Annotated in this window: 25 protein-coding genes; 7 read left to right on the forward strand and 18 right to left on the reverse strand. The window is 68.4% G+C overall.

Annotated features, from left to right (window positions below; all coding sequences use genetic code 11):
- The first annotated feature begins 8 nt into the window (after positions 1-8).
- Positions 9-596, forward strand: a complete 588-nt coding sequence (locus QT382_RS03285; RefSeq protein WP_289252616.1) for a PEP-CTERM sorting domain-containing protein — start codon at positions 9-11, stop codon at positions 594-596.
- 22 nt (positions 597-618) lie between these two features.
- Positions 619-1707: a Kelch repeat-containing protein gene (locus QT382_RS03290; RefSeq protein WP_289252617.1), complete on the forward strand. Its 1089-nt coding sequence runs from the start codon at positions 619-621 to the stop codon at positions 1705-1707.
- A 13-nt stretch (positions 1708-1720) separates the two neighbouring features.
- Here the strand turns inward: QT382_RS03290 and QT382_RS03295 are convergent, their stop codons facing one another.
- Together QT382_RS03295 and QT382_RS03300 are read right to left on the reverse strand one after the other, a co-directional pair.
- Entirely contained in the window at positions 1721-2851 is a 1131-nt protein-coding gene (locus QT382_RS03295) for a sigma-54-dependent Fis family transcriptional regulator (RefSeq protein ID WP_289252618.1), read from the reverse strand.
- A 98-nt stretch (positions 2852-2949) separates the two neighbouring features.
- Complete coding sequence (locus QT382_RS03300; protein ID WP_289254678.1) at positions 2950-4839, reverse strand: GspE/PulE family protein; 1890 nt, start codon at positions 4837-4839, stop codon at positions 2950-2952.
- Positions 4840-5649: 810 nt separating this feature from the next.
- On the opposite strand from QT382_RS03300, the gene QT382_RS03305 reads away from it, so the two are divergent.
- Positions 5650-9246, forward strand: coding sequence for a hydantoinase B/oxoprolinase family protein (locus QT382_RS03305; protein ID WP_289252619.1), 3597 nt, complete (start codon positions 5650-5652; stop codon positions 9244-9246).
- On the opposite strand, the gene QT382_RS03310 is transcribed toward QT382_RS03305, so the two are convergent.
- Complete coding sequence (locus QT382_RS03310; RefSeq protein ID WP_289252620.1) at positions 9219-9422, reverse strand: anti-sigma factor family protein; 204 nt, start codon at positions 9420-9422, stop codon at positions 9219-9221. The genes QT382_RS03305 and QT382_RS03310 overlap by 28 nt on opposite strands.
- On the reverse strand, positions 9419-9997 hold the full coding sequence (locus QT382_RS03315; protein ID WP_289252621.1) for a sigma-70 family RNA polymerase sigma factor: 579 nt from the start codon (positions 9995-9997) through the stop codon (positions 9419-9421). The genes QT382_RS03310 and QT382_RS03315 overlap by 4 nt, the downstream gene beginning before the upstream one ends.
- Positions 9998-10085: 88 nt before the next feature.
- Between QT382_RS03315 and QT382_RS03320 the strand changes: the two genes are divergently transcribed.
- From QT382_RS03320 to QT382_RS03335, 4 genes are read left to right on the forward strand one after another with little or no spacing between them, the layout of a single operon-like run.
- Positions 10086-10382 carry a BufA1 family periplasmic bufferin-type metallophore gene (locus QT382_RS03320; protein WP_289252622.1) on the forward strand — a complete coding sequence of 99 codons (297 nt, stop codon included), beginning with the start codon at positions 10086-10088 and terminating at the stop codon, positions 10380-10382.
- A gap of 21 nt (positions 10383-10403) precedes the next feature.
- Complete coding sequence (locus tag QT382_RS03325; RefSeq protein ID WP_289252623.1) at positions 10404-11252, forward strand: MbnB/TglH/ChrH family RiPP precursor modification enzyme; 849 nt, start codon at positions 10404-10406, stop codon at positions 11250-11252.
- On the forward strand, positions 11249-11929 hold the full coding sequence (locus QT382_RS03330; protein ID WP_289252624.1) for an HvfC/BufC N-terminal domain-containing protein: 681 nt from the start codon (positions 11249-11251) through the stop codon (positions 11927-11929). Before QT382_RS03325 ends, QT382_RS03330 begins: the two co-directional genes overlap by 4 nt.
- On the forward strand, positions 11926-12423 hold the full coding sequence (locus QT382_RS03335; protein WP_289252625.1) for a DoxX family protein: 498 nt from the start codon (positions 11926-11928) through the stop codon (positions 12421-12423). The genes QT382_RS03330 and QT382_RS03335 overlap by 4 nt, the downstream gene beginning before the upstream one ends.
- A gap of 9 nt (positions 12424-12432) precedes the next feature.
- Here the strand turns inward: QT382_RS03335 and tolA are convergent, their stop codons facing one another.
- The 14 genes from tolA to QT382_RS03405 are packed head-to-tail and all read right to left on the reverse strand — an operon-like array spanning position 12433 to position 23503.
- Positions 12433-13317 carry a cell envelope integrity protein TolA gene (tolA, locus tag QT382_RS03340; RefSeq protein WP_289252626.1) on the reverse strand — a complete coding sequence of 295 codons (885 nt, stop codon included), beginning with the start codon at positions 13315-13317 and terminating at the stop codon, positions 12433-12435.
- A 3-nt stretch (positions 13318-13320) separates the two neighbouring features.
- The gene (locus QT382_RS03345) at positions 13321-13758 is read right to left on the reverse strand and encodes an ExbD/TolR family protein (RefSeq protein ID WP_289252627.1); all 438 of its coding nucleotides are present in this window, start codon (positions 13756-13758) and stop codon (positions 13321-13323) included.
- 3 nt (positions 13759-13761) lie between these two features.
- A complete protein-coding gene (tolQ, locus tag QT382_RS03350) occupies positions 13762-14448 on the reverse strand; it encodes a protein TolQ (protein ID WP_289252628.1) in 687 nt (228 codons plus the stop codon).
- The gene (gene ybgC, locus QT382_RS03355) at positions 14445-14858 is read right to left on the reverse strand and encodes a tol-pal system-associated acyl-CoA thioesterase (RefSeq protein WP_289252629.1); all 414 of its coding nucleotides are present in this window, start codon (positions 14856-14858) and stop codon (positions 14445-14447) included. The genes tolQ and ybgC overlap by 4 nt, the downstream gene beginning before the upstream one ends.
- On the reverse strand, positions 14855-16039 hold the full coding sequence (locus QT382_RS03360; RefSeq protein ID WP_289252630.1) for a pyridoxal phosphate-dependent aminotransferase: 1185 nt from the start codon (positions 16037-16039) through the stop codon (positions 14855-14857). The genes ybgC and QT382_RS03360 overlap by 4 nt, the downstream gene beginning before the upstream one ends.
- Positions 16036-16545, reverse strand: coding sequence for a transcription antitermination factor NusB (nusB, locus tag QT382_RS03365; protein WP_502929807.1), 510 nt, complete (start codon positions 16543-16545; stop codon positions 16036-16038). The genes QT382_RS03360 and nusB overlap by 4 nt, the downstream gene beginning before the upstream one ends.
- Positions 16542-17006 carry a 6,7-dimethyl-8-ribityllumazine synthase gene (gene ribH, locus QT382_RS03370; RefSeq protein WP_289252631.1) on the reverse strand — a complete coding sequence of 155 codons (465 nt, stop codon included), beginning with the start codon at positions 17004-17006 and terminating at the stop codon, positions 16542-16544. Before ribH ends, nusB begins: the two co-directional genes overlap by 4 nt.
- Positions 17007-17012: 6 nt before the next feature.
- The gene (gene ribBA / locus QT382_RS03375; RefSeq protein WP_289252632.1) at positions 17013-18107 is read right to left on the reverse strand and encodes a bifunctional 3,4-dihydroxy-2-butanone-4-phosphate synthase/GTP cyclohydrolase II; all 1095 of its coding nucleotides are present in this window, start codon (positions 18105-18107) and stop codon (positions 17013-17015) included.
- A 26-nt stretch (positions 18108-18133) separates the two neighbouring features.
- The gene (gene ribD, locus QT382_RS03380; RefSeq protein ID WP_289252633.1) at positions 18134-19276 is read right to left on the reverse strand and encodes a bifunctional diaminohydroxyphosphoribosylaminopyrimidine deaminase/5-amino-6-(5-phosphoribosylamino)uracil reductase RibD; all 1143 of its coding nucleotides are present in this window, start codon (positions 19274-19276) and stop codon (positions 18134-18136) included.
- A gap of 34 nt (positions 19277-19310) precedes the next feature.
- The gene (locus tag QT382_RS03385) at positions 19311-20483 is read right to left on the reverse strand and encodes a type IV pilus modification PilV family protein (RefSeq protein ID WP_289252634.1); all 1173 of its coding nucleotides are present in this window, start codon (positions 20481-20483) and stop codon (positions 19311-19313) included.
- Between the two features lie 2 nt (positions 20484-20485).
- Positions 20486-21769: a pilus assembly PilX family protein gene (locus tag QT382_RS03390; RefSeq protein WP_289252635.1), complete on the reverse strand. Its 1284-nt coding sequence runs from the start codon at positions 21767-21769 to the stop codon at positions 20486-20488.
- Complete coding sequence (locus QT382_RS03395) at positions 21766-22476, reverse strand: PilW family protein (protein WP_289252636.1); 711 nt, start codon at positions 22474-22476, stop codon at positions 21766-21768. The genes QT382_RS03390 and QT382_RS03395 overlap by 4 nt, the downstream gene beginning before the upstream one ends.
- The gene (locus tag QT382_RS03400) at positions 22464-23021 is read right to left on the reverse strand and encodes a pilus assembly FimT family protein (RefSeq protein WP_289252637.1); all 558 of its coding nucleotides are present in this window, start codon (positions 23019-23021) and stop codon (positions 22464-22466) included. The genes QT382_RS03395 and QT382_RS03400 overlap by 13 nt, the downstream gene beginning before the upstream one ends.
- 2 nt (positions 23022-23023) lie before the next feature.
- Positions 23024-23503, reverse strand: a complete 480-nt coding sequence (locus tag QT382_RS03405; RefSeq protein WP_289252638.1) for a type IV pilin protein — start codon at positions 23501-23503, stop codon at positions 23024-23026.
- Positions 23504-23519: the final 16 nt, after the last annotated feature.

The following is a 23519-nucleotide window of genomic DNA, read 5'->3' on the forward strand; positions in this document are numbered from 1 at the left end:
AACTCCCCATGAACCTCCAAGGACACAAGACCATGATGAACAAGATGATTGCCGGCTTGCTGGTCGCAGCGGCCCTGCTGGCCGCCAGCTTCGACGCCTCGGCCTCGACCCTCAGCCTGGTGCCCTCCAGCAACCCGGTCACCGTGGGCCAGCCGCTGAAGCTGGACGTCCGCATCGACGGCCTGGCCGCCAGCGACGACTTGGCCGCGATGGACCTGATGATCGATTTCGATCCGCTCAAGCTGGCCTTTTCCTCGCTGAGCCTGGGCGATGGTCTGGGCCAGCTCGGCGTCGAGGCCTTCGACCTGGGCAGCGGCCTGGTTGGCAACAGCGTGCGCCTGTTCGAACTGAGCTTCCTGGACAACCTGAGCTTCCAGAACAGCAGCTTCGTGCTGGCCACGCTGAGCTTCGACACCCTGCACAGCGGCACGAGCAGCCTCGGCTTCTCCAACGTCATGCTGAGCGACGCCTGGGGCAATGCCCTGGTGGCCGACACCAACGGCGTCACCGTTGGCGCGGTGCCGGAACCGGCCTCGCTGCTGCTGGTGGTCGGCGGCCTGGCCGCCCTGGGCCTGCGCCGTCGTTCCTCGCGCTGAGCGCCAGCCAGGAGAGATGAGCATGCTCGCCCGCTGCTATGCACTGGTCCTGTGGGCCCTGGCCGGCCTGGCCTCGGCCCAGGGCTTCACCCCCCAGGAGGCCATGCGCGTGCCGCGTGAAGGCCACACGGCCACGCGGCTGCGCGACGGCCTGCTGATGGTGGCCGGCGGCACCGGCAGCGGCGGGCAGGCCATCAAGGACGTCGAGATCTACGACCCGCAGACCGGCCACTGGGCCACCTCGGAATCGATGAACACGGCCCGCGCCCACCACACGGCCACGCTGCTGGCCGATGGCCGGGTGCTGGTGGCCGGCGGCATCGACGGCGGCCAGTACCTGGACAGCGTCGAGATCTTCGACCCGCAGGCCAACACCTGGTTCTCCACGCCTTCGCTGCCGGCCGTGCGCCGCTCGCACCACCAGGCCACGCTGCTGCCCGACAAGCGCGTGCTGGTGTGCGGCGGCATTGGCTTCCCGGTGGGCGAGGACCTGGAAGACACGATCACCTTCGACAGCTGCGTGGCCTACGACCCGCGCAGCGATGCCTGGTCGCCGGTGGCTTCCATGCGCTCAGGTCGTCAGATGCACACCCAGACCCTGCTGGCCAACGGCCTGGTGCTGGCCGTGGCCGGCCTCAGCGACGGCGGTGGCAACAACAGCGCCGAGCTCTATGACGCCAAGGCCGACCGCTGGCTGATCGCTGGCGAGCTGTCGGGCGTGCGCTGGAGCCACACGGCCAGCCTGATGCCGGACGGCACGGTCTTCGTGGTCGGCGGTTTCGATGCCAGCAAGGTGCTGGCGTCCACCGAATTCTTCGATCCGGCGACGCGCCGCTGGCGCGCCGGCCCGGCCATGGCCAACGGCCGGCAGCTGCATGCGGCCAGCCTGCTGCCCGGCGGCGCCTTGCTCGCTTCAGGTGGCATAGGCAATGCGGCGGGCTCGGCCGAGGTCTACGAGCCGGCCCAGCAGCGCTGGGTGGCGGCCGGCGGCCTGCAGGCGCCGCGCTCAAAGCATTCGGCGACCTTGCTGGTCGACGGACGCGTGCTGCTGGTGGGTGGCATCAACGAAGTCGAGACTTTGTCCGGCGCCGAAGCCTTCCGCCGCCGCTGAGAAGCCGGCTCGCTCAGCCGTTCATGGCGCGCAGCTTGCGGTAAAGCGTGCTGCGGCCAATGCCCAGGGCACGGGCGGCCAGCGAGAGGTTGCCGCCGCTGGCCTGGACTGCGGCCTGGATGGCCTGGCTCTCGGTCTGGCGCAGGTTGTGGAAGCTGGGATTGGCGGCTGCTGCCACCGGCCGTGGCAGCTCGACGGGCGAGGGTCGTATCACCAGCTCCGACGGCAGGCCGCGCAGCGCCACCGACTGGCCCATGGACAGGCTCAGCTTGGCCTGCAGGCCCTTGCTGCCGTGCCAAAGCTGGATCAGTCCATCGCCGGCCGCCTGGTCGACCAGCTCGCCGAAAGACTGGCCGAACAGGCTGGCCACGTTCTCGCGGCGCAGGCCGGCGCCGGGCAGGCCCAGCAATTCCATCGCCCGGCGGTTGGCCCCCAGCACCTGGCCCTGCTCGTCCAGGGCCAGCTGGCCTTCCTTGAGCGTGCCCAGACCGGCCAAGCCGGTATGGAAATGCAGCCGGGTCGTGTGGCGGAAGCGGTCAGCGAACCACTGGTCCTCGATCAGGCGGGCCGACATGGTGGCCAGGGCCAGCGTGTGCGGGTGGTAGCTGCGGCGGTCGCCGGAGACGTCGATCACGCCCAGCAGGGCGCCCTTGTGGTCGAAGATGGGCGCGGCCGAACAGGTCAGGAAATGCATGGCCCGCAGGAAATGCTCCTGGCCATGGACCAGGGTCGGCGCCTCTGTCATCAGGGCCGTGCCGACCGCGTTCGTGCCCTTGTCGGCCTCGGCCCAGAGCGCGCCGGGAGACAGTGCCACATGCTGGGCGCGCTGCAGGAAGCCAGGGTCGCCCAGCGCATGCAGGATGACGCCGCTGGCGTCGGTCAGCAGCACCATGCTCTGGGCATGGGTCAGCTGCTCGTACAGCATCTCCATCACCGGCAGGGCCTGGGCGCAGAGCCTGGCATTGCGGTGCTGCAGGTCTTGCAGGGCCGAGCCGTTGACGCGGGTCAGGTCGGGCTCGTCACCCGGGCTCAGGCCGAAGGCCTGGCAGCGCTCATGCGAGCTGGCGATGTCTTGCGAATGACGCAGCTCCAGCGTCGCACGCGGCTGGTTGCCCGTGCCTTGCAGACCCTGTGCTTGCGCCATCGGAACACTCCATGCTGCCAAAAGCAGCTTGGACTATCGCCCATGGCCACCGAAGGCTGCAAGCCGGGCTTGTCCCAGCCGGGCTTGCAAGCCTGGTGTCAGGTGTTGCTCGTCGCGCGGACCTCGGCCATCGAGGTGATGCCGGCCAGCACCTTGACGATGCCGTCCTGGCGCAGCGTGCGCAGGCCCTCGACGAGGGCCGCGTGCTGGATCTCCTCGGCGCGGGCGCCGGTCTGGATCAGGCGGCGGATGTTGCGCGACACACTGAGCAGCTCGTGCAGGCCGGCCCGGCCCTTGAAGCCGGTGTGTTCGCACTGGGCGCAGCCGGGGCTGTGGAAATGCTGCAGCTGACCGTTGACCGCGTGATGGGCGACCCAGTCCTTCAGCAGCGCGCTGCGCGAGGGCCGGTGGTCCACCGGGAACACATGCAGGTAGTCGTCCAGCCATTCGTGCTGGTCGGCCTCGCTCAGCGGCTCGGCCACGCGGCAGCTCGGGCAGAGCCGGCGCACCAGGCGCTGGGCCAGCACGGCCAGCAGCGAGTCGGCGAAATTGAACGGGTCGCAGCCCATGTCCAGCAGCCGGGTCACGGTCTCGGCCGCGCTGTTGGTGTGCAGCGTGGACATCACCATGTGGCCGGTCAGCGAGGCCTCGATGGCGATCTGGGCGGTCTCCTCGTCGCGGATTTCGCCGACCATGATCACGTCCGGGTCGGCGCGCAGAAACGCGCGCAGCGCCTTGGCGAAGGTCCAATCGATCTTGGGGTTGACCTGAACCTGGCGCAGGCCGTTCTGGGTGATTTCGATCGGATCCTCGGCGGTCCAGATCTTGCGCTCCGAGGTGTTGATGTGGGCCAGGGCCGAGTGCAGCGTGGTGGTCTTGCCGGAGCCGGTCGGGCCCACGCACAGCACCATGCCATAGGGCCGTGCGATGGCGTCGGTGAGGTTGGCGAGGTTGGGGGGCGTGAGCCCGAGCTTGGCCAGCGGAATCGGCTTGGCCGACGACAGGATGCGCATCACCACGTCCTCGAGACCGTTGTTGGTCGGGATCGTGGCCACGCGCAGCTCGATGCGGTGCTGGGCCGAGAAGCGGGCGAAGTTGATCTTGCCGTCCTGCGGCTTGCGGCGCTCGGAGATGTCGAGGTCGCACATGATCTTGATGCGCGCGATCACGGCATTGCGGTAGGTGTGCGGCAGCTCGAGGTAGGGCTTGAGATGGCCATCCTTGCGAAAGCGGATCTTGAGCTTCTCGCGGCCCGGGTGGGTCTCGATGTGGATGTCGGACACGCCCTGCGAATGCGCCTCGATGATCATGGTGTTGATCAGGCGCACCAGCGAGTTGTCGCTCTGCTCGATCTGCGATTCGTCCTCGCGGCCGCCGCCGCGCTCCATGCCCTCGCGCTCCAGCGTCTCGATCAGCTTGTCGGCGTTGTCCAGCTCGAAGTCGGCCTGGAAGCTCGGCAGGTTGACCTCGCCGCGCGGCACCTGATCGCCGCCGAAGCGGTCATAGATGCCGGGCAGGGCGAACTGCAGCGTGCCGACCTTGGCCAGCGTGGGCACGACCTTGACCTGGGTGATGAACTCGGCCTCGTCGATGGCGTCGCGCCGGGTCGGGTCTTCCATGGCGACGATGAGCCGGCCGTCGCGCATCATCAGCGGCATCATCTCCAGCCGCTTGGCGATGGCATAGGGCAGCTTGCGCACCGCCTCGGGTTCGACCGGGAACTGCTCCACGTCCACCAGCGGGTAGCCCATCTTGCGCGCCAGCGCCGACTGCAGGGCCTGGCGGTTGACCACGCGCTTGCGCACCAGCAATTCGCCCAGCGGCACCGAGCGGTCCTGGCGCTGCGTGCTCAGCGCGTCTTCCAGCTGATCGGGCGTGATCAGTTCCAGGGCCAGCAGGGCCTCGCCGATGCGCACCATGGGCATCTTGGCTTGCTGCTCCACCGCCTGCAGCAACTGCTCGCTGGTGACCACCTGCTTGGCCACCAGGATCTCGCCAACCTTGCGCGCGCGCAGGTTCTCCTGCTCACGGGCCACGGCCTCGACCTGCTCGGTCGTGGCAGCGCGCGCGTCCACCAGCAGGTCGCCGATGCGCTCGCCGATGTCGAAACTGGCAATCGCCTCACGGGGAATGAACAGGCGATGGACCTCGTCGGTGTCCTCATTGGGCGGCACGAACAGGAACAGGCCCAGGCCGTCCTGGTGGTGGCCGATGGTGATGCCGTTCAGGTCGCCGCCGCCGGCGAACACCAGGCGGAATGGCGCGCGGGGCCGATGGTCCAGCGACAGCGGGTTGTGGGCCTCGGACGGGTCGCGCGGCGCGGCCGGCAGCGGCGCCATCAGCTTGAGCACCCGGAACTGGCTGAACTTCAGCGGCATGGGCGCGCGGGCCGGAGGCACCTTGATCTGCACCAGGCGGTCGCTGGTCGAGTAGCGGATCATGAAGCCCATGTTGCGGCTGTTGTTCAGCCCCAGGATCTCGCAGGGCTCGGGTGCGCGCTGGGCGGCCGGCTGCGGATAGGCCGCATAGGGCGGCGTGGGCCAGTAGAACGGCGGCTGGGCCGCGCCACCACCGAGCTCCTCGAGATCGGACCTGACCGTGTCATGGGGCCAGGGAATCGAGGCGGACGGATCGGACATGCGGAGTCTCCAGCGAACTTCATTCTTGTTGCAGAGCCGAATGCTAAGCGCAAAGGCCCCTGGGTCGCCCCCGGAGGAACACGGCCGTGCGCTGCCGCGGACGCCACAATGGCGCCGGACCAACACAGGGACGCACAAGTGCAGGATTCCAGGCAAGGCATGGCCCCGGGGCGCTGGCAGTTCTGGATCGACCGGGGCGGCACCTTCACCGACCTCATAGGCCGCGCGCCGGACGGGCGCTTGATGCCACTCAAGCTGCTCAGCGAGGCGCCGGGGCTCTATGAGGACGCGGCCATAGAAGGCATGCGCCGGCTGCTGGGCCTGGCAGTGGGTGAGCCCATCACCGAAGACCGGGTGGAATGCGTGCGCATGGGCACGACGGTGGCGACCAACGCGCTGTTGGAGCGCAAGGGCGAGCCGCTGCTCTTGGTGACGACGCGCGGCTTCCGCGATGCGCTGCGCATCGCCTACCAGGCGCGGCCTCGCATCTTCGAACGCCACATCGTCCTGCCCGAGCAGCTCTACGCCCAGGTGCTCGAGGCCGATGAGCGAACGTCGGCCGATGGCGAGACGGTACGGGCCCTGGATCTGCAGACGCTGGAAACCGGACTGCGCGGCGCGCTTGAGACTGGCCTGCGGGCCTGTGCCATCGTCTTCATGCACGGCTGGAAGCATGTCGAGCATGAACGGCAGGCGGCCGCGCTGGCCCGCCGCATGGGCTTCGAGCAGGTCTCGGTCTCGCATGAGGTAAGCCCGCTGATGAAGCTGGTCTCGCGTGGCGACACCACGGTAGTCGATGCCTATCTCTCGCCGTTGCTGCGGCGCTATGTGGACCGACTGGCCGCGCAGCTGCCGGGTGTGCCGCTGCTGTTCATGCAGTCGGGCGGCGGCCTGGCCGAGGCGGCACGCTTCCAGGGCAAGGATGCCGTGCTGTCCGGACCGGCCGGCGGCATCGTCGGCATGGCCAGGACCGGCGAGGCCGCCGGCTGCAGCCGCCTGATCGGCTTCGACATGGGTGGCACCTCGACCGACGTCTCGCACTATGCCGGCGAGCTGGAGCGCCAGTTCGAGACCGAGGTGGCCGGCGTGCGGCTGCGCGTGCCCATGCTCGCCATCCACACGGTGGCGGCCGGCGGTGGCTCCATCGTTCGCTTCGACGGCGAGCGCTTGCGCGTGGGTCCCGAGAGCGCCGGCGCCAACCCCGGCCCGGCCTGCTATCGCCGCGGCGGGCCGTTGACCGTGACCGATGCGAACCTGCTGCTGGGGCGCTTGTCGCCCGAGCATTTCCCGGCGCTGTTCGGGCCGGCGGGCGACCAGCTGCTGGACCGCGGCGTGGTCGTCGAGCGCTTTGCCCAGCTGGCCGCCGAGGCGGGCCTGGCTTCGGCCGAGGCAGCAGCGGCCGGTGCGCTGCAGATCGCCGTGGCCCACATGGCCCATGCAATCCGCAAGATCTCGGTGGCGCGTGGCCACGACCTTTCGCTCTACACCCTGCAGTGCTTCGGCGGCGCCGGCGGCCAGCATGCCTGCCAGGTGGCCGATGCATTGGGCATGGACCAGGTGCTGATCCATCCGCTGGCCGGCCTCTTGAGCGCCTACGGCATGGGCCTGGCCGAGCGCGGCAGCTCGCGCCAGCGGGCGCTGGAGCTGGACTTCGATGCAGCCGGCCTGGCCGCCGCCGAGGCCTGCCTGGCCGAACTGGCTGCCGCGGCCCGGGAGGATCTGGACGGCGAGGAAAACCGCGTCGAGGCCAGCCTGCAACTGCGCTACCGCGGCAGTGATACGGCCCTGTCGCTGGCTTGCGCCATGCAGCCCTCGCTAGCGGAGCTGCACGCTGCTTTCGAACAGGCCTACCGCCAGCGCTTCGCCTTGCTGATGCCCGACCGGCCCCTGGTCATCGAATCGGCTTCGGTGCGGCTGCTGGTGGCCGGCACGGCGCTGCCGGCGAGTAGCGATGCCGGACCCAGCTATCAACCGGAAGCGGAGCAGGCGGTGCAGCTGCATGCCGACGGCCGCTGGCTACCGGCCGCCCTCCATAGCCGCAAAGCGCTGCGTCCCGGTGCCACGGTGGCCGGGCCGGCCCTGATCACCGAGGCCAACGCCTGCACCGTGCTGGAACCGGCCTGGCAGGCCCGGGTCGAGGCCGACGGCTGCCTGCGCCTGAGCCGAATAGAGGCGCGCCGGCGAGATAGCAGCGAAGGCGACACCGCGGCCGACCCGGTGCGGCTGGAGCTCTACAACCGCCGCTTCATGGCCATCGCCGAGCAGATGGGCCTGCGGCTGCAGAACACGGCCCACTCGGTCAATATCAAGGAACGGCTGGATTTCTCCTGCGCGCTGTTCGATGCCGAGGGCGCCCTGATCGCCAATGCTCCGCACATGCCGGTGCACCTGGGCTCGATGAGCGACTCGATACGCACGGTGATGGCGCGCAACCCGGCGATGCGGCCGGGCGACGTCTACCTTCTCAACGATCCCTACAGCGGTGGCACCCACCTGCCGGATATGACGGTGGTGACCCCGGTCTATCTGGAGGGCGGCGACAAGCCCGAGTTCTTCGTCGCCTCGCGCGGCCACCATGCCGACATAGGCGGCATCACGCCGGGCTCGATGCCGCCGTTCTCGAGCAGCATCGAAGAGGAGGGCGTGCGCTTCGACAACGTCCTGCTGTGCCGCGCCGGCCAGCTGTGCGAGGCCGAGCTGCGGGCGCAGCTGGCCTCGGGCCCCTGGCCGGCACGCCAGCCCGACCAGAACGTCGCGGACCTGCGAGCCCAGATTGCCGCCAACGAGAAGGGCCTGCGCGACCTGCTGGAGTTGGTGGCCGAGCAAGGCCTGGGCCAGGTGCGCGCCTACATGGGCCATGTGCAGGCCAACGCCGAGGCCGCGGTGCGTCGCGCGCTGGGCCGGCTGGGCGATGGGCATTTCGTCCAGCGCCTGGACAACGGTGCGGCCATCGAGGTGAGGGTGCGGGTCGATGCCGAGACGCGCTCGGCGGAGATCGACTTCACGGGCACCAGCGAGCAGCAGAGCAACAACTTCAACGCACCGCGCTCGGTGACGACGGCGGCCGTGCTCTATGTGTTCCGCAGCCTGGTCGATGACGACATACCGCTCAATGCCGGCTGCCTGCGGCCGCTGCGCATCACCGTGCCCGAGGGCTCGCTCTTGAATCCACGGCCGCCCGCGGCGGTGGTGGCCGGCAATGTCGAGACCTCGAGCGCGATCACCAATGCTCTGTATGGTGCGCTGGGCGTGATGGCCTCGGCTCCCAGCACCATGAACAACCTGAGCTTCGGCAACGAGCGCCACCAGTACTACGAGACCATCTCCGGCGGCTCAGGCGCGGGGCAGGGCTTCGCCGGCTGTTCGGTGGTCCAGACCCACATGACCAATTCGCGGCTGACCGACCCCGAGGTGCTGGAGTTCCGCTTCCCGGTGCGGCTGGAGTCCTACGAGATCGTGGCCGGCAGCGGCGGAGCCGGTCGTTGGCCGGGCGGTGACGGCGGCCTGCGCCGGCTGCGCTTCCTGGAACCGATGACGGTGAGCATCCTCAGCAATGGGCGCCTGGTACCGGCCTTCGGCCTGGCCGGTGGCGACGCCGGCGCGCCGGGCCGCAACTGGGTCGAACGGGCAGACGGCAGCGTAGAGCCGCTGGGCCACCTGGGCTCGGTGGCACTGCAGGCCGGCGACCTGATCTGCATCCGGACGCCGGGCGGTGGCGGCTATGGGGCTCAGTCGGCCGAGGAGTCTTCGCTGTAGCCGCGCCAGCGGGCCGTGGCCTTGCGCATCAGGGCCACCTGGCCGACGAAACGGGTGCAGGCCGTGCAGGCCCACAGATGCAGGCGCACGGCCAGGCGTTCCTTCAATGGCAGGCGTTGGTCTTCGGCGCTGAGCACCAGACCGCTGACCTGCTTGCAAGTTCTCTTGAGGGTCACGCCTTCATCTTTCTTTCGGTCGCGCTGAACCAGTTCAGCTCCAGGCATTCGCGCAGCCGGAGCCGGGCCCGGTGCAGCATCACCCACAGATTGGTCGAGCTGACGCCCAAGGTCTTACAGATCTCGTCGGTCTCCAGCTCCAGCCATTCGCGCATCATGAACAGCCGGCCCTGCTGGCCCGGCAGCTTGTCCACGCAGGCCTCCAGCACTTTGATGAACTCGACCTGGCGCAGCGCTTGCTCGGGGTCGTCGCCCCAGTCCTGCGGCATGTCGCGCCAATGGCCGTCGGAGCGGAACAAGTCGTCCTCGAACGGATGTTCGTCGTCCTCGGTGGTGGTGGACAGCTCGCGGCTGTTGCGGCGGATCTGGTCCACCAGCTTGTGCTTGAGGATGCCGATCAGCCAGGTCTTGAGCTGGCTCTGGCCGGCAAAGGCCTGGGGCTTTTCCAGGGCCGCCAGCAGGGTTTCGGAGACGGCGTCCTCGGCCCAGGCGGCATTCCTCAGCTGCAGCGAGGCGAAACGGAGCAGCTGCGGGCGCAGCTTTTCCAGGGCGGTGGCGATGTCTTGCGAACTCATGGCTGGCGGCAGTGTAAGGACTGGGCCATCTGTTGCGACACTAGCGCAGTCGGCTTCGTGCCCGACCCCACAACCCAAGGAGCAAAGCATGCAGACCAAGCAGATCCTGTCCTCGGCCCTGGCGGCCGCCCTCAGCCTGGGCCTGGCCCAGGGCGCCTCGGCCCACGACGCCAAGGACACCAAGACCAAGGAGAAGTGCTACGGCATCGCCAAGGCCGGCGCCAATGACTGCTCCAACCTCAGCGGCAGCCATTCCTGCGCCGGCCTGGCCAAAACCGACGGCCAGGCCGAGGAGTGGATCTATGTGGACAAGGGCAGCTGCAAGGCCAAGGGCGGCCTGTCCGCCGACGAGGCCAAGGCCAAGATGAAGGGCGGCAAGAAGTAAGCAGCAAGCCGGGCCACCGCCATGCGAACCGACGCCGTCGGCATTGGCTGGCGCCAGCCTCATTACGAGGAATTGATGCGCCGCCGTCCCGGGCTGGACTTCATCGAGGTCCACTCGGAGAACTTCTTTGCCGAGGGCGGCGCCACGCTGCAGGTGCTGGCCGGGGCGCGTGAGCATTACCCGGTCAGCCTGCATGGCGTGGGCCTGTCGCTGGGTTCGGCCGCCGGGCTGGATGCCTGGCATCTGGACAAGCTGGCGCAACTGGTCGAGCGCATCGATCCGGTCCTGGTCTCCGACCATGCCAGCTTCGCCCGCGCCAGCCGGCCGGGTGGCCAGCCTATCCATGCCAACGACCTGCTGCCCGTGGCCTTCAGCGAGGCCAGCCTGGCCTTGATGGTGGCCAATGTGCAGCAGGTGCAGGAGCGCCTGAAGCGGCCCATCGCCGTCGAGAACCTCAGCGCCTACCTGGCCTGGCGGAGCGAGCCGGGCGATCGGGCCGAACCGCAGTTCCTGATGGAGCTGTGCCGCCGCAGCGGCTGTTCGCTACTGCTCGATGTGAACAATCTGATGGTCAACGCGCTGAACGGCGGCCTCGAAGGCGAGGCGGCGCTGCTTCAGTGCGAGGACTGGCTGAAGGCGGTCGAGCCCGGCCGCGTGGCCGAGATCCACCTGGCCGGCCATGTCGACCTGGGTGACATCGTCATCGACGACCACGGCAGCCGGGTGGCGCCCGCGGTCTGGCGCTTGTACGAGAGCGCGCTCGCGCATTGCGGCCCGGTGCCCACGCTGGTCGAGTGGGACACCGAAGTCCCGGCGCTCGAGGTGCTGCTGGACGAAGCCGCCATGGCAGCGTCGAGGATGAGGCGATGAGCAGCGCAGAATTGGAACGACAGCAGGCCCTGCTGGCCGCGCTGCTGGGCAGCAGCAGCCCTGATGGCTTGACCGCAGGCCAGGCCGGCGTGGCGCGGGGGCTCAAGGCCTACCGGCTCAATGCCCAGGCCACGGCCGAGCGGGCGCTGGCAGCGGTCTACCAGCCGCTGAAGGACGAACTCGGCGACGAGCAATTCGCCGCCATGGCCTGGGCGCTGTGGCGTCGCCATCCTCCAGTACAGGGCGACCTGGCGCGCTGGGGCGCGGAGCTGGCCGCCTTCATGGCCGAGCAGGCCGGCATGCCGGAACGTCTGCCCGAGCAGGCGCGCCTGCTGTGGGCCTTTCATGAAGCCGAGCGTGCGGCCGATGCAGAACTCGATCTGGCCTCGCTGCAGAGGCTGGACGGCGGTCACGATCCGGCCGAGCTGATGCTGAAGCTGATGCCGGGGCTGAGCCTGCTCGGCGGCGATGTGCTGGTCTGGCGCAGCGGCTGGCGTGCGGTCCATGAAGTGCTGGCCGCCGACCAGGCCGAGTTTTTCCGCCAACTGCTCTCCGGCCGGGCGCTCGGCCCGGCACTGGAAGCCACGCTGGCCCAACACCCCGTATTCGATTTCGCGGCCTGGCTGCAGCGCGCCCTGCGCGAGCCCTGGCTGCAAGCCATAGAAAGCCACAAATGAAGAAGCTCTTGATGTCCTTGCTGTGCCTGTTGAGCGATCCGGGCCAGGCGCCGACCGGCGAGGCCTGGTACCAGCGTCCGCTGGGCTGGCTGCAGTCGCTGGCCCTGCTGGGCGCGCGGCTGTTCGTGGCCCAGGTGTTCTTCCAATCGGGCCTGAGCAAGCTGCGCGACTGGTCCAGCACCCTGGCCCTGTTCCAGGACGAATACCACGTGCCCCTGCTGCCGCCGGAGTTGGCGGCCTATATGGGCACGGCGGGTGAGCTGGTGCTGCCGGTGCTCTTGGTGCTGGGACTGGGCGGACGCTTCGCGGCCCTGGGCCTCAGCATGGTCAACCTGATGGCGGTGCTGAGCCTGGAGGACATTCCTCCGGCCGCCCTCGCAGGCCATCAGCTGTGGGGCGCATTGCTGGTCGCCGTGGCGATCTGGGGGCCGGGCCAGCTGTCGGTGGACGCCTGGTGGCGCCGCCGCTGGTTGACTCGCGGGGCAGGGCGCTGAAAGGCCGCGCTATTCGCGCGGGCGGAGACTCAAGACGATGACCGGCGGCACGCGGCCATCGATGTCGCGCGGCAGGGTCTCGGTCTTGTCGATGGCGCGTTCGACGGCGCGGTCCCAGTCCGCGTCGCCGCTGGGCTTGAGCAGCTTCTTGGAAATGATGTGGCCGTCCGGTGCCACGCGCACCTCGATCTCGGCGACCGGGTTGGTGGCGCCCACGTCGAAGACGATATTGGGCCGGATGCGCGCCTTGATGCGGCCCGCGTAGCCGGCCGAGGGGCCGCTGCTCTGCTGGGCCGTGCCGGTGGCATCGGCCGCGCCGGTGGCGCCGGCCAGGCCCTGCAGGCGCTTGAGCATGTCCTTGCGGGCGGCCTCCTGGCGCGCTTCCGCTTCCTTGGCGGCCTTGTCCTTCTTGTCCTTTTCCTGCTTCTCGAGCTTGGCCTTATCCAGCTTGGCCTGCTTTTCCTTGGCTTCCCTGGCTTCCTTGGCCTCGCGTTCCTTCTCGAGCTTTTCCTTCTTCTCGCGCTCGCGGATCTCGGCCAGGCGCTTGGCTTCCAGCTCCTCGCGCTTCTTGGCCTTGGCGATGGCGATCTCGGCTTCGCGCTGGGCTTGCAGCTCCTGCACGTTGGGCTTGGGCGGCTCGGGCTTGTCTTCGACCACCGGCTTGGGCGGTTCGGGCTCGGGCTGGGTCAGGGCCGGCGCAGCGGCCTGAGGCACGGCCGACCACAGCTCGGCCTCGAAGGCTTCGGGCGTGCTCGAATGCCACTGCACGCTGAGGCTGAGCGCGACCACCAGCAAGACATGGGCTGCCAATGCAAAGCCGAAGCCGCGCCCCATGCCCACCGCCTGCGGTGGCCGCAGGGATAGGCCCGGCATCGGAAGCAGGCTGTTCTGCATGGCTCAGTGCTCGCCCGAGGAGCCCTGCTTGACCGCCAGGCCCACGCGCTGCACGCCGGCCGACTGCAGCTTGTCCATGGTCTTGACCACGGCCTCGTAGCGCACGGCCTTGTCGGCCGAGATCACCACCGGTGTCTTGGCATCGCCCTGCTGGGCCTGCTTGACCCGGTCGGCCAGCGCGCTCAGGCCCACCGGCTCGGGCTCGCCGCTGTCGACGCGGATCTTGAGCTTCTCATCCGCGCCCACGATCACGTGCACCACATGCACCGGCTGCTGGCTGCTGCGGCCCACGCTGGGCAGGTCCACCACGCCGGTGGTGATCAGCGGGGCGCTGACCATGAAGATGATCAAGAGCACCAGCATCACGTCGATGAAAGGCACCATGTTGATCTCGTTGATCGTGCGGCGCCGTCCGCCGCCTCGCGAGCTCATCGCAGGCATGGCTTACTTCCCGGCGGCCGGCTGGCCGGCATTGCGCTGCAGGATGTTGGAGAACTCCTCGATGAAGGTCTCCAGCGTGATCGCGCTGCGGTCGATCTGGCGGGCGAAGCGGTTGTAGGCCAGCACCGCCGGGATGGCGGCGAACAGGCCGATGGCCGTGGCCACCAGCGCTTCGGCGATGCCGGGCGCCACCGTGGCCAGGGTCACCTGCGTGAGGTTGGACAGGCCGACGAAGGCATGCATGATCCCCCAGATGGTGCCGAACAGGCCCACATAGGGCGAGACCGAGCCGACCGAGGCGAGGAAGGACAAGTGGGTTTCCATCGCATCCAGCTCGCGCTGGAAGCTGGCCCGCATGGCGCGGCGGGCGCCGTCCAGCAGGGCACTGGGCTCGGCGACGCGGCGCTCGCGCAGCTTCAGGAATTCGCGCATGCCGGCCACGAAGATGCGCTCCAGCGGCGCGCCGTTCTGCTTGGCCGAGACGGTGGAGAACAGCTCGTTCAGGTTCTTGCCCGACCAGAACTCCTGCTCGAAGGCCTCGTTGCTGGCCTTGACCTTGGACAGCGCGAAGAACTTGCTGAAGATCACGCTCCAGCTGGCCAGCGACACGGCCAGCAGGGCGGCGATCACCAGCTTGACCATCAGGCTGGCATGCAGGATCAGGGAGACGATGGACAGGTCTTGGTTCATGGCTGCTGGGGGGACAGGGCCTGGAGGAGAGAGGAGGGAATGCGGCTGGGCCGCAGGCTGGCGGAGTCCACGCAGCCTATGCGGATCTGGCCTTCGGCCAGCAGATCCTCGCCGCGGCGGGCCTGCTGGAAGAGAGTCATGCTGGCGCGGCCGGCCTCGCGCAACTCGACCGTGACGGTCAGCCAGTCGTCCAGCTTGGCCGGTGCCAGGTAGCGCACCGAGGTCTCGCTGACGACGAACATCAGGCCGGTCTCGTCGCGCAGCTTCTGCTGCTCGAAGCCGAGCGAACGCAGCCATTCGGTGCGGGCCCGCTCGAAGAACTTGAGGTAGTTGGCGTAGAACACGATGCCACCGGCGTCGGTATCTTCCCAGTACACCCGCAGGCCCTGCTGAAACAAGGTGTGGCTCATGACTTGAGCAATGCCTTCAGCCGTGCCAGCGCTTCCCGCAGGTCGGCCTCGCTGCTGGCGAACGAGAGGCGCAGCCAGCGCTCGGGGTCGGCACGGCCGAAGTCGCGGCCCGGCGTCAGGGCGACCTGGGCCTCGCGCATCAGGCGGTGGGCGAAGTCCCAGCTGTCGGGGCTGTGGGCCGAGCAGTCGATCCAGCAGTAGAAGGCGCCGTCGGGCTCGACCGGCACCTTGAGGTCCAGCTCGTTGAGCAGCGGCACGACCAGGTCGCGGCGGGCCTTGAAGGCGGCGCGGCGACGCTCGTACTCGGCGATGGATTCGGACTCGAAGCAGGCTAGGGCTGCGTGCTGGGCCACGGTGGAGGCGCAGATGAAAAGGTTCTGCGCCAGCTTCTCGACCGGCGCCACCAGCTCGCTGGGCAGCACCAGCCAGCCCAGGCGCCAGCCGGTCATGCCGAAGTACTTGCTGAAGCTGTTGACCGAGACAATGTCCTCGCCGCAGGCCAGGGCGCTCTGGCCGTAGCGCGGGTCGTAGGACAGGCCCAGGTAGATCTCGTCCACGATGCTGATGCCACCGCGCGAGCGCACCGCCTCGACCAGGGCGCGCATCTCGGCCGGGTCTATCGAGGTGCCGGTGGGGTTGCTGGGCGAGGCCAGGACGATGCCGCGCGTGCGCTCGGTCCAGGCTTGTTCGACCTGGGCTGCCGTCAGCTGGAAGCGGCTGGCGGCATCGGCCTGCAACAGCACGGCCTCGGCATCGGCCGCGGCGACGAAATGGCGGTTGCAGGGATAGCTGGGGTCCGGCATCAGCACCTGGTCACCGCGCTGGAACAGGGCCAGGCAGGCCAGCTGCAAAGCCGCCGAGGCGCCGGCGGTGATGACGATGCGCTCGGGCGCGATGGCGAGGCCGAAGCGCTGGCCATACCAGTCGCTCAGCTTGCGGCGCAGGGTCGGCAGGCCGGTGGCCTGGGTGTATTGAGTGCGGCCGCTTTCAATGCAGACCTGCGCGGCTTGCTGGACCAGCGTCGGTGCGCTGAAGTCCGGCTCGCCAATGTTCAGGTAGATCATGCGCCGGCCGCCCCGGGCCGCATCACACAGCGGGCCACGCGAGATCTCGTCCGCTGCCTTGGCGCACTCCATCACGTAGAAGGGCTCGATGTGGTCGAGCCGATCAGCCAATCTCATTTGCCGGCGCGCGCTGCCGTCACTTCGGTGGGGCGCAGGTCCACGGCCGCGCGGTCCAGCACGCCGTTGACGTACTTGTGGCCGTCGGTGCCGCCGAAGCTCTTGGCCAGCTCGACCGCTTCGTTGATCGCGACCTTGTAGGGGATGTCGATGCAGTGCTTGAGCTCGTAGGCGCCGATCATCAGCACGGCATGCTCGATGGGCGACAGCTCGGTGGTCTCGCGGTCCACATGGCGGGCCAGCACGGCGTCCAGGTCGGCGGCCTCGTGGATGCAGCCATGCAGGATGGCGTCGTAGTGGGCGCGGTCGGCCTTGTCGAAGTCCTGCTGCTCGCGGGTGTGGGCGTCGATCACGCCGGCTTCGTCACCGGTCAGCAGCCATTGGTACAGGCCCTGCAGCGCGGCCTCGCGGGCGCGGCGGCGGGCCGACTTGGCGCCTGGCTTCTTCACCAGGGTCTTGGGCTTGCCGGGCTTGGGCAGCGGTTTCTCGTTGCTGGGGGTGCTCACTGCAGTTCTTTCAAAAGAAGGGCCATCTCGACCGCCACGCGGGCGGCATCACGGCCTTTTTCCTCGGCCCGGGCCCAGGCCTGGGCTTCGTTCTCGACGGTCAGGATCGCGTTGGCGATCGGGATCTGGTGGTCCAGCGAGATGCGCGTCACGCCGGCGCCGCTCTCGTTGGCCACCAGCTCGAAGTGGTAGGTCTCGCCGCGGATGATGCAGCCCAGGGCCACCAGGGCGTCGTAGTCGCCGCTGTCGGCCATGGCCTGCAGCGCGATGGGCACCTCCAGGGCGCCCGGCACGGTGACGTGGCGCAGATGGCGCTCGGTCACGCCCATGCTCAGCAGTTCGGCCTTGCATTGCTCGGCCAGCTTGTCGGTCAGCGCGGCATTGAAGCGCGCCTGGACTATGCCCACTCGCAGCAGGCTGCCGTCGAGTTGCAGGGTCGAGCCCTTGTCGGCGTCTTGCATCTGGGCTTACTCCTTGGCGGCGGCGACAAAGCCGGTGACTTCCAGGCCGTAGCCGGCCATGCTGGGCATGCGGCGCGGGCTGCCGAGCAGGCGCATCTTGTGGATGCCCAGCTCGCGCAGGATCTGGGCGCCGACGCCGTAGGTACGCAGGTCCATGGTGCCGGCCGGGCCGCTGCTGCGTTCGCCTTGCAGACGGCCTAGCAGGGCTTCGGCTTCTTCGCCGCAGTTCAGCAGAAGAGCCGCACCATGGGGCTCGCGCTTGAGGGCGGCAAGCGCCTGGGGCAGGGGCCAGGAATGGCTGCAGGGGCCGGCGTCCAGCAGGTCCAGCACCGACAGCGGCTCGTGCACCCGCACCAGCACTTCGTCTTCAGGCTTCCACTGGCCGTGGCTCAGCGCCAGGTGGATGGCGCCGGTGCGGTCGCGGAACACGCGGCAATCGAACTCGCCCTGGGCGGTGTTGAGCTTGCGCTCGGCCACCTGCTTGACCAGGGACTCATTGCGGCTCCGGTATTCGATCAGGTCGGCGATGGTGCCGATCTTGAGGCCATGCTCGGCGGCGAAGACTTCCAGGTCCGGCAGGCGGGCCATGGTGCCGTCGTCCTTCATGATTTCGCAGATCACCGAGGCGGGGCTCAGGCCGGCCATCTGGGCCAGGTCGCAGCCGGCTTCGGTATGGCCTGCGCGCATCAGCACGCCGCCGTCCTGGGCCTGCAGCGGGAAGATGTGGCCGGGCTGGACCAGATCGTTGGCCTCGGCACCGCGGGCGACGGCAGCCTGCACCGTGCGGGCGCGGTCGGCGGCCGAGATGCCGGTGGTGACGCCGGTACGGGCCTCGATGGAGACCGTGAAGGCCGTGCCGTGCTTGGTGCCGTTGCGGCTGGCCATGGGCGGCAGCTGCAGGCGTTCGCAGCGTTCGCGGGTCAGGGTCAGGCAGATCAGGCCGCGGCCGAACCTGGCCATGAAGTTGATCGCCTCGGGCGTCACATGGTCGGCCGCCAGCACGAGGTCACCCTCGTTCTCGCGATCTTCTTCGTCGACCAGGATGACCATGCGGCCGGCCGCCAGCTCGGCGACCAGCTCGGGAACAGGGGAGATGGGCATGGCCGCGATTGTAGGCGGCGCGGCGCTCACCCCCGGGGGAGCCAGGCCTCTAGACGGCCCTGGGGCCGGCCACGCAGCCGCAGGTCGCGGCCGACCGGCATCTGGTCCAGCCAATCCAGCTCGATGGCCTGGCTCAGGCTGGCCAGCGGCCCGAAGCTGGCGACCTCACGGCCCAGGCCTATCAGCTTGGGTGCGAGGTAGAGCAGAAGCTCGTCGACCAGGCCTTCGCGGAAGAAGGAGCCGTTGAGCTTGTGGCCGGCCTCGACGTGCAATTCATTGATGCCGCGGGACGCCAGGTCCTGCAGCACCGCGGCCAGGTCGACCTTGCCTTGCGCGTTGGGTAGCAGGGCGATCTGCGCACCCTGGTCGCGCAGGGCTGCCGCGGCGGCTTCATCGGCCTGGGCGGCGTAGATCAGAACCTCGCCGGGCGGCGCCAGCAAGCGAGCACCAGGCGGCGTCTGCAGCCGCGAATCGATCACCACCCGCAGCGGTTGCCTGGCGGTCTCGACCAGGCGCACGTCGAGCCGCGGATCGTCGTCCAGCAGGGTGCCGATGCCCGTCAGCACCGCGCCGGCGCGCTTGCGCCAGGCATGGCCGTCGCGGCGGGCCGGCTCGGCCGTGATCCACTGGCTCTGGCCGTCGGGCAGGGCGGTGCGGCCGTCCAGCGAGGCGGCGGCCTTGAGCCGCACATAGGGCCGGCCGCGGATCATCCGCGAGAAGAAGCCGATGTTGAGCTCCCGCGATTCGTCGCCCAGCGGCCCCAGCTCGGCCTGGAGGCCGGCGGCCCGCAGCCGGGCCAGGCCCTGGCCGCCGACTTGCGGATTCGGGTCCACGCAGGCCGCCACCACGCGGCCGATTCCGGCTTTGATCAGCGCATCGCAGCAGGGCGGCGTGCGGCCGTGGTGCGAACAGGGTTCCAGGGTCACATAGGCCGTGGCACCGGCGACTTGACGGCCACGCGCTGCGGCATCGCGCAACGCCATCACCTCGGCATGGGCCTGGCCGGCGGCCTGGGTATGGCCTTCGCCGAGCAGCTGGCCTTGCGTGTCGACGATGACGCAGCCGACGCGCGGGTTCGGATCACTCAGGCCGATGGCCGATTCGGCCATCTGCAGCGCACGGCGCATGGCGCTGGCGGCGTCGGGAAAGGTGGGGCTGGCCTCGGGCATGCCGGCAGTCTAGCCGCCGCTCGCCCAGCTCAGCTCACGGCTGGTGCTGCTCGGTCCGGGTGTTGGTGAAGTGGCCGACGCTGGTGTCCACGCCGTGGCCGGCCGGGCAGCTGTTGGTGGCCCGGATGAGCAGGAAGTTCTGCTGGGTCAACGCGCCCTTGACGTCGGCGTAGCTCGCAGGATGCTCGGCGTTGGAGATGCTGCCATTGCCGTCGTAGTCGGCTGAGTACCGGCAGACCTTGTACGCGCCCAGCGAGAAGCCGCTCAGATCCAGTCGGCCGCTCCAGAGACCCGTGGCCTTGGGATAGACCGCGCAGTAGTAGCCACCCGTCACAGCATCAGCCTGTCGGGCGAAACATTGGTAGCTGGGCGTGAGCGGATAGTCAGCCGGTGCGTCGACGGTCAGCGTCAGGCCAAACGACATGAAGGAGCTGTTGGGCAGGTCCGGGTTTGGCGGCGAGTCCATCGAATAGCGGACGTAGCCACTGAGCAGATAGGCCTTGGCGCTGCCACAGGCCGAAACATCGGCAACGGTCAGGTCACGCGTCTGCGTCGCCATTGCAATGCCCGTGCAGACGCCGGTGATCTCGCCGCTCAGATTGCTGAAGACCCAGGCCACCGTGCCGAAAGGATCCGGCTTGAAGACGCTGTGGCCTTCGCCGAGGTCCTTCGCTGTGCTGGGAATGTCGACGCTGCGGGACTGCGGCCGTCGACTGGACACGCCTCCGGGCGGCGGCAGCTGCAGAGAACCGCTGAGTGCTGGGTCGACGCCGGCCACAAAGGTGGACAGGCGGACCTGCTGGCTTTCGCTGGCGCGGTCGGTCCAGTTCAAGGCTACATCCACGATGGCCATGGGAGGCGTGTCCACCCGGGTGACGCTGCGCATCAGCGCGTAGCTGGTGTTGCTGCTGGCCGCCCCTATGCTGGCGCTGGACGCCGTACTCAGCGAACTGAAGGCGACTGTGCTGGGCGGTGCGCTGGCGGCCAGGAGTGCTCCAATGGCGCGCACGGATTCCATGTGGCTCTGGGCCAGCTTGGTCGCCTCACCGCGTTGCTTGGCCACGTCGCCGCTGCGGCGCAGATTGCCCTGCAGGCCGACGAGCGCCAGCATGCCGAAGGACATGATCAGCAGGGCGACCATGGCCTCGATCAGGGTTACGCCAAGCGCTGACCGGCGGTAGGAAATGCGGGGTTGCGGCGTGTTCATGATCACCGATCCCACCAGCTGCCGGCCACACGGACGAGGCTGCCGCGCTGGTTGTTGAGGATCTGCATGGCATTGGCGTCGTACGCCATGTTGGCAGAGCCGCTGATGGTCACGTTGCCTTCGACGGCAACACTGCCACTGACAAAGGCCGGCAGACCGCTGTCGTTGCTCCAGCTCAGGTTGCCCCGGACGTAGAGAAGACCGTAGACCCGCAGCGGACCGGTGATGGTCAGGTCGCCGTTGACCACGATGATGACCGGGTTGCTGGCGGATCCCAGCGACAGATTGGTGGCCAGCGTCGCCGGACGGTCCAGCCAGAACATCTGTGCACCTGCCGTGATCATGGTGGACAGCTGGCCCGCGCAGTCGCCCGACGCGCAATTGGCCACGGCAACGGTCCGCATCTTGGGCTGATCGCGATAGTGGTCGCTGTTCATCCCGAAGAAGGACGCAAAGAAGACTTCGGCGGCCGTTCCGCGCAGCGTGGCGTCGTCCGTGATCATGCTGTCTGCAGCCAGACTGCCGGGCACGCCCTCGGCCTGGGCCAGGTCGCCGGCCAGCAGCGGGTAGCCGGTCTGAACCAGCTGGCCCGAACCGCCGGCGGCGGCGTTGATCAGGCCCAGTGCGGCGGGCGAGCCAGCGAAGACCTGGCCGCGTGCCACCAGCGGGCTCACCGGCGGCATCTTCAAGGCGCTGACCAAGGCCACGTCCATGCTCATGTCGGAGCGGCCCAGCGCATTGGCGGCGGCGGTGTAGAGATTGGCGCAGGAATCGGTGACGCCTGTACATCCGGTCACCTGGACATGGGCCGTTCCGGGGCGACTGCCAGGTCCGAACATGACGCTGAACATCGGCTGCAGCCCGCTGTTGGTGGCCTGGGTCGGCATGCTCAGCGTACCGTCTGCCGGGCATTGGCAGGCCCAGCTGTTGACACCGCTGTAGGCGCAAGCCGCCACCGGTTGTTGCGGCAGCACATTGCTGATCGCGCGGGTGCTCTGGTTGATGCTTAGGTAGCGGCTTCGGAAGTCCGTGCCGGATGCGGCATTGGCGCAATTGCTGCCGACGCTGTCGGCGTTGAGCATGGCCAGCGTCCATTCGGCACCGGCCTCCGAAGCCTCGAATGCCACGCCCGCCCGGTAGTAGTTGCCGGCGATGCGTTGCTCATAGACCATGTTGCGGCTCGCGAACGCGGCCAGCATGGCGACGATGAGGAACAGCATCATCACCACGGCCAGAGTGGCCGCACCGGACTGGCGACGCATGAAGGGGGCTTGCGGCGTCTTCATGAGCAGTTCCCGACGATGCTGTCATTGCGCAGCCTGGAGCCGACCTCCACACTGCGCGTCACGGCCTGGTCGTGCACGGCCTGGCCACTGATGGTGACCAGGACATGGCGGACCAACTGGACCGGCGGGCAGTTGGCATTGCCCGCCGAGCAGGGCGTCGTGCAGAAGTCGCTCAGCGGCACGGTCTGAACATTCAGCTTGACCGTGAACTCGGTGATGCGCACGCTGTTCGGATCGGTCAGCGGCTGGTCCGAGGTGTCGGTAGACAACTGGTAATACAGCGTGCCGTTGACGAGACGGAAGCGGTGGGTCTCATCGGCGGTGGTGATGTTGTCTTCCTGAGCCGGCCGTTCGGCCTTGCTGGCACTGATGGTCAGCACATTGCTCGATGCGGCCGAGGCCGGCGTCATGGACGCATAGGGGTTGGTGGTCGTCGGCGCAGCGGAGCCGGGCGCCCAGACGCTGTCGGTGGCCGTTGCCCAATACCCGGCCCGCCGGACTTCGCGCAGGACCAGGTCGGCCGTGGCCCGCAAGTCCTGCTGCACCTGTGTTTCCAGCACCAGTCGCTTGTGGTCGGTGATCTGGTTGGTCACCATCAGCGTGGCGCCGGCCACGACGATCAGCCCCACGGTGATGCCCACCATGGTCTCCACCAGGCCCAGGCCGCGCTGACGCTGCCGGGCCATTGTCGGCGTCAGCTTGGGCATCGAATGACTCCCGGAATCGAACCATCGGGGCTGCAACTGGCGACCCGGCCCATCAGGCCCAGATCCAGTCGCAGCGCGCCGACGCGATGGTTGGTCACGGTGATCGACACATCGGCCGGCGTGACCGTCATCTGTGGCGAATTGAATTGAGCTGCCACCACGTTGGCACTGATCGAGGTCCCCGTGGAGTTCGGAATGACGACCGTCTTGAATTCGACGTTGTTGCTGCCGCGGGCCGAGCAGGCGTTGCCCACGCCCAGCGCGCAATTGCAATTGCCACCGCGATTGCCCTTGATGAACAATGTGTAGCAACTGCCCGTACTGCCGGAGCCGAACGAGATCAACATGGGCATGGGCCGTGCACCGGCCTCGGACCGCGCATAAGCCAGGTTGGTGGTCAGCTCGGCCGCCACCATCTGCACGCGGCGGCGGGCGATCATGTCGGCAATCGAGGGTGCGGCGACCGCCATCAGGATGCCGAGCACTGCCAGAACGACCAGCATCTCGACCAAGGTAATGCCGCGTGGCTGAGGGTGTTTGCTCATGGTCATTGCGGCCAGCATTTGCCGTTGGTGACGGCGGCTTCCGCCGTGGCTCCGGCGGTGTAGATCGCCTGGCCGCCCTGCATCTGCAGCTTCATGCACAGGCATTCGGTGTCGCCGGCCTGCGGGCTGCTGCTGCGCGCGGTGGCGGTCAGCGTGTAACCGGTACTGCTGCTGGCGATGATGGCAATCGTGTAGTGCCCCTGCGGCGAAACACTGCTGCTGATGCCCAAGCGCTCCAGGTTGTCTGCGTAGTTGGGCTGATTGGCCCGGTAGCGTTCCTGGGCCTGCTGAAGGGTGCTCAATGCGCTGGCCGCATCGGCCCGGCGGCTGCGCTTCATGTACTGGTTGTAGGCCGGCAGTGCCGCCGCCGCCAAGACACCCACAATGACCACGGCGATCAGCAACTCCATCAGGGTGAACCCTGGCTGGGCCGAACGACGGCCGGCCGGCAAGCTTGGGCGAGGGAGCTTTTTCGCAAACATGCGCAATTATTCGCAG

Origin of the sequence: Pelomonas sp. SE-A7 (genome assembly GCF_030345705.1) — a bacterium.
Lineage (GTDB): Bacteria > Pseudomonadota > Gammaproteobacteria > Burkholderiales > Burkholderiaceae_C > JAUASW01.

Excerpts from the sequence above, each read along its gene's own strand:
- ribH (WP_289252631.1), bottom strand. The coding sequence starts at position 17,006 with ATGCAAGACGCCGACAAGGGCTCGACCCTGCAACTCGACGGCAGCCTG.
- QT382_RS03390 (WP_289252635.1), bottom strand. The coding sequence starts at position 21,769 with ATGAAGACGCCGCAAGCCCCCTTCATGCGTCGCCAGTCCGGTGCGGCC.
- QT382_RS03285 (WP_289252616.1), top strand. The coding sequence starts at position 9 with ATGAACCTCCAAGGACACAAGACCATGATGAACAAGATGATTGCCGGC.
- QT382_RS03320 (WP_289252622.1), top strand. The coding sequence starts at position 10,086 with ATGCAGACCAAGCAGATCCTGTCCTCGGCCCTGGCGGCCGCCCTCAGC.
- ybgC (WP_289252629.1), bottom strand. The coding sequence starts at position 14,858 with ATGAGCCACACCTTGTTTCAGCAGGGCCTGCGGGTGTACTGGGAAGAT.
- QT382_RS03295 (WP_289252618.1), bottom strand. The coding sequence starts at position 2,851 with ATGGCGCAAGCACAGGGTCTGCAAGGCACGGGCAACCAGCCGCGTGCG.
- ribBA (WP_289252632.1), bottom strand. The coding sequence starts at position 18,107 with ATGCCCATCTCCCCTGTTCCCGAGCTGGTCGCCGAGCTGGCGGCCGGC.
- QT382_RS03335 (WP_289252625.1), top strand. The coding sequence starts at position 11,926 with ATGAAGAAGCTCTTGATGTCCTTGCTGTGCCTGTTGAGCGATCCGGGC.
- QT382_RS03345 (WP_289252627.1), bottom strand. The coding sequence starts at position 13,758 with ATGCCTGCGATGAGCTCGCGAGGCGGCGGACGGCGCCGCACGATCAAC.
- QT382_RS03400 (WP_289252637.1), bottom strand. The coding sequence starts at position 23,021 with ATGAGCAAACACCCTCAGCCACGCGGCATTACCTTGGTCGAGATGCTG.
- QT382_RS03290 (WP_289252617.1), top strand. The coding sequence starts at position 619 with ATGCTCGCCCGCTGCTATGCACTGGTCCTGTGGGCCCTGGCCGGCCTG.
- QT382_RS03395 (WP_289252636.1), bottom strand. The coding sequence starts at position 22,476 with ATGCCCAAGCTGACGCCGACAATGGCCCGGCAGCGTCAGCGCGGCCTG.
- QT382_RS03325 (WP_289252623.1), top strand. The coding sequence starts at position 10,404 with ATGCGAACCGACGCCGTCGGCATTGGCTGGCGCCAGCCTCATTACGAG.
- tolQ (WP_289252628.1), bottom strand. The coding sequence starts at position 14,448 with ATGAACCAAGACCTGTCCATCGTCTCCCTGATCCTGCATGCCAGCCTG.
- QT382_RS03360 (WP_289252630.1), bottom strand. The coding sequence starts at position 16,039 with ATGAGATTGGCTGATCGGCTCGACCACATCGAGCCCTTCTACGTGATG.
- QT382_RS03330 (WP_289252624.1), top strand. The coding sequence starts at position 11,249 with ATGAGCAGCGCAGAATTGGAACGACAGCAGGCCCTGCTGGCCGCGCTG.
- QT382_RS03305 (WP_289252619.1), top strand. The coding sequence starts at position 5,650 with ATGGCCCCGGGGCGCTGGCAGTTCTGGATCGACCGGGGCGGCACCTTC.
- tolA (WP_289252626.1), bottom strand. The coding sequence starts at position 13,317 with ATGCAGAACAGCCTGCTTCCGATGCCGGGCCTATCCCTGCGGCCACCG.
- QT382_RS03405 (WP_289252638.1), bottom strand. The coding sequence starts at position 23,503 with ATGTTTGCGAAAAAGCTCCCTCGCCCAAGCTTGCCGGCCGGCCGTCGT.
- QT382_RS03315 (WP_289252621.1), bottom strand. The coding sequence starts at position 9,997 with ATGAGTTCGCAAGACATCGCCACCGCCCTGGAAAAGCTGCGCCCGCAG.
- ribD (WP_289252633.1), bottom strand. The coding sequence starts at position 19,276 with ATGCCCGAGGCCAGCCCCACCTTTCCCGACGCCGCCAGCGCCATGCGC.
- QT382_RS03385 (WP_289252634.1), bottom strand. The coding sequence starts at position 20,483 with ATGAACACGCCGCAACCCCGCATTTCCTACCGCCGGTCAGCGCTTGGC.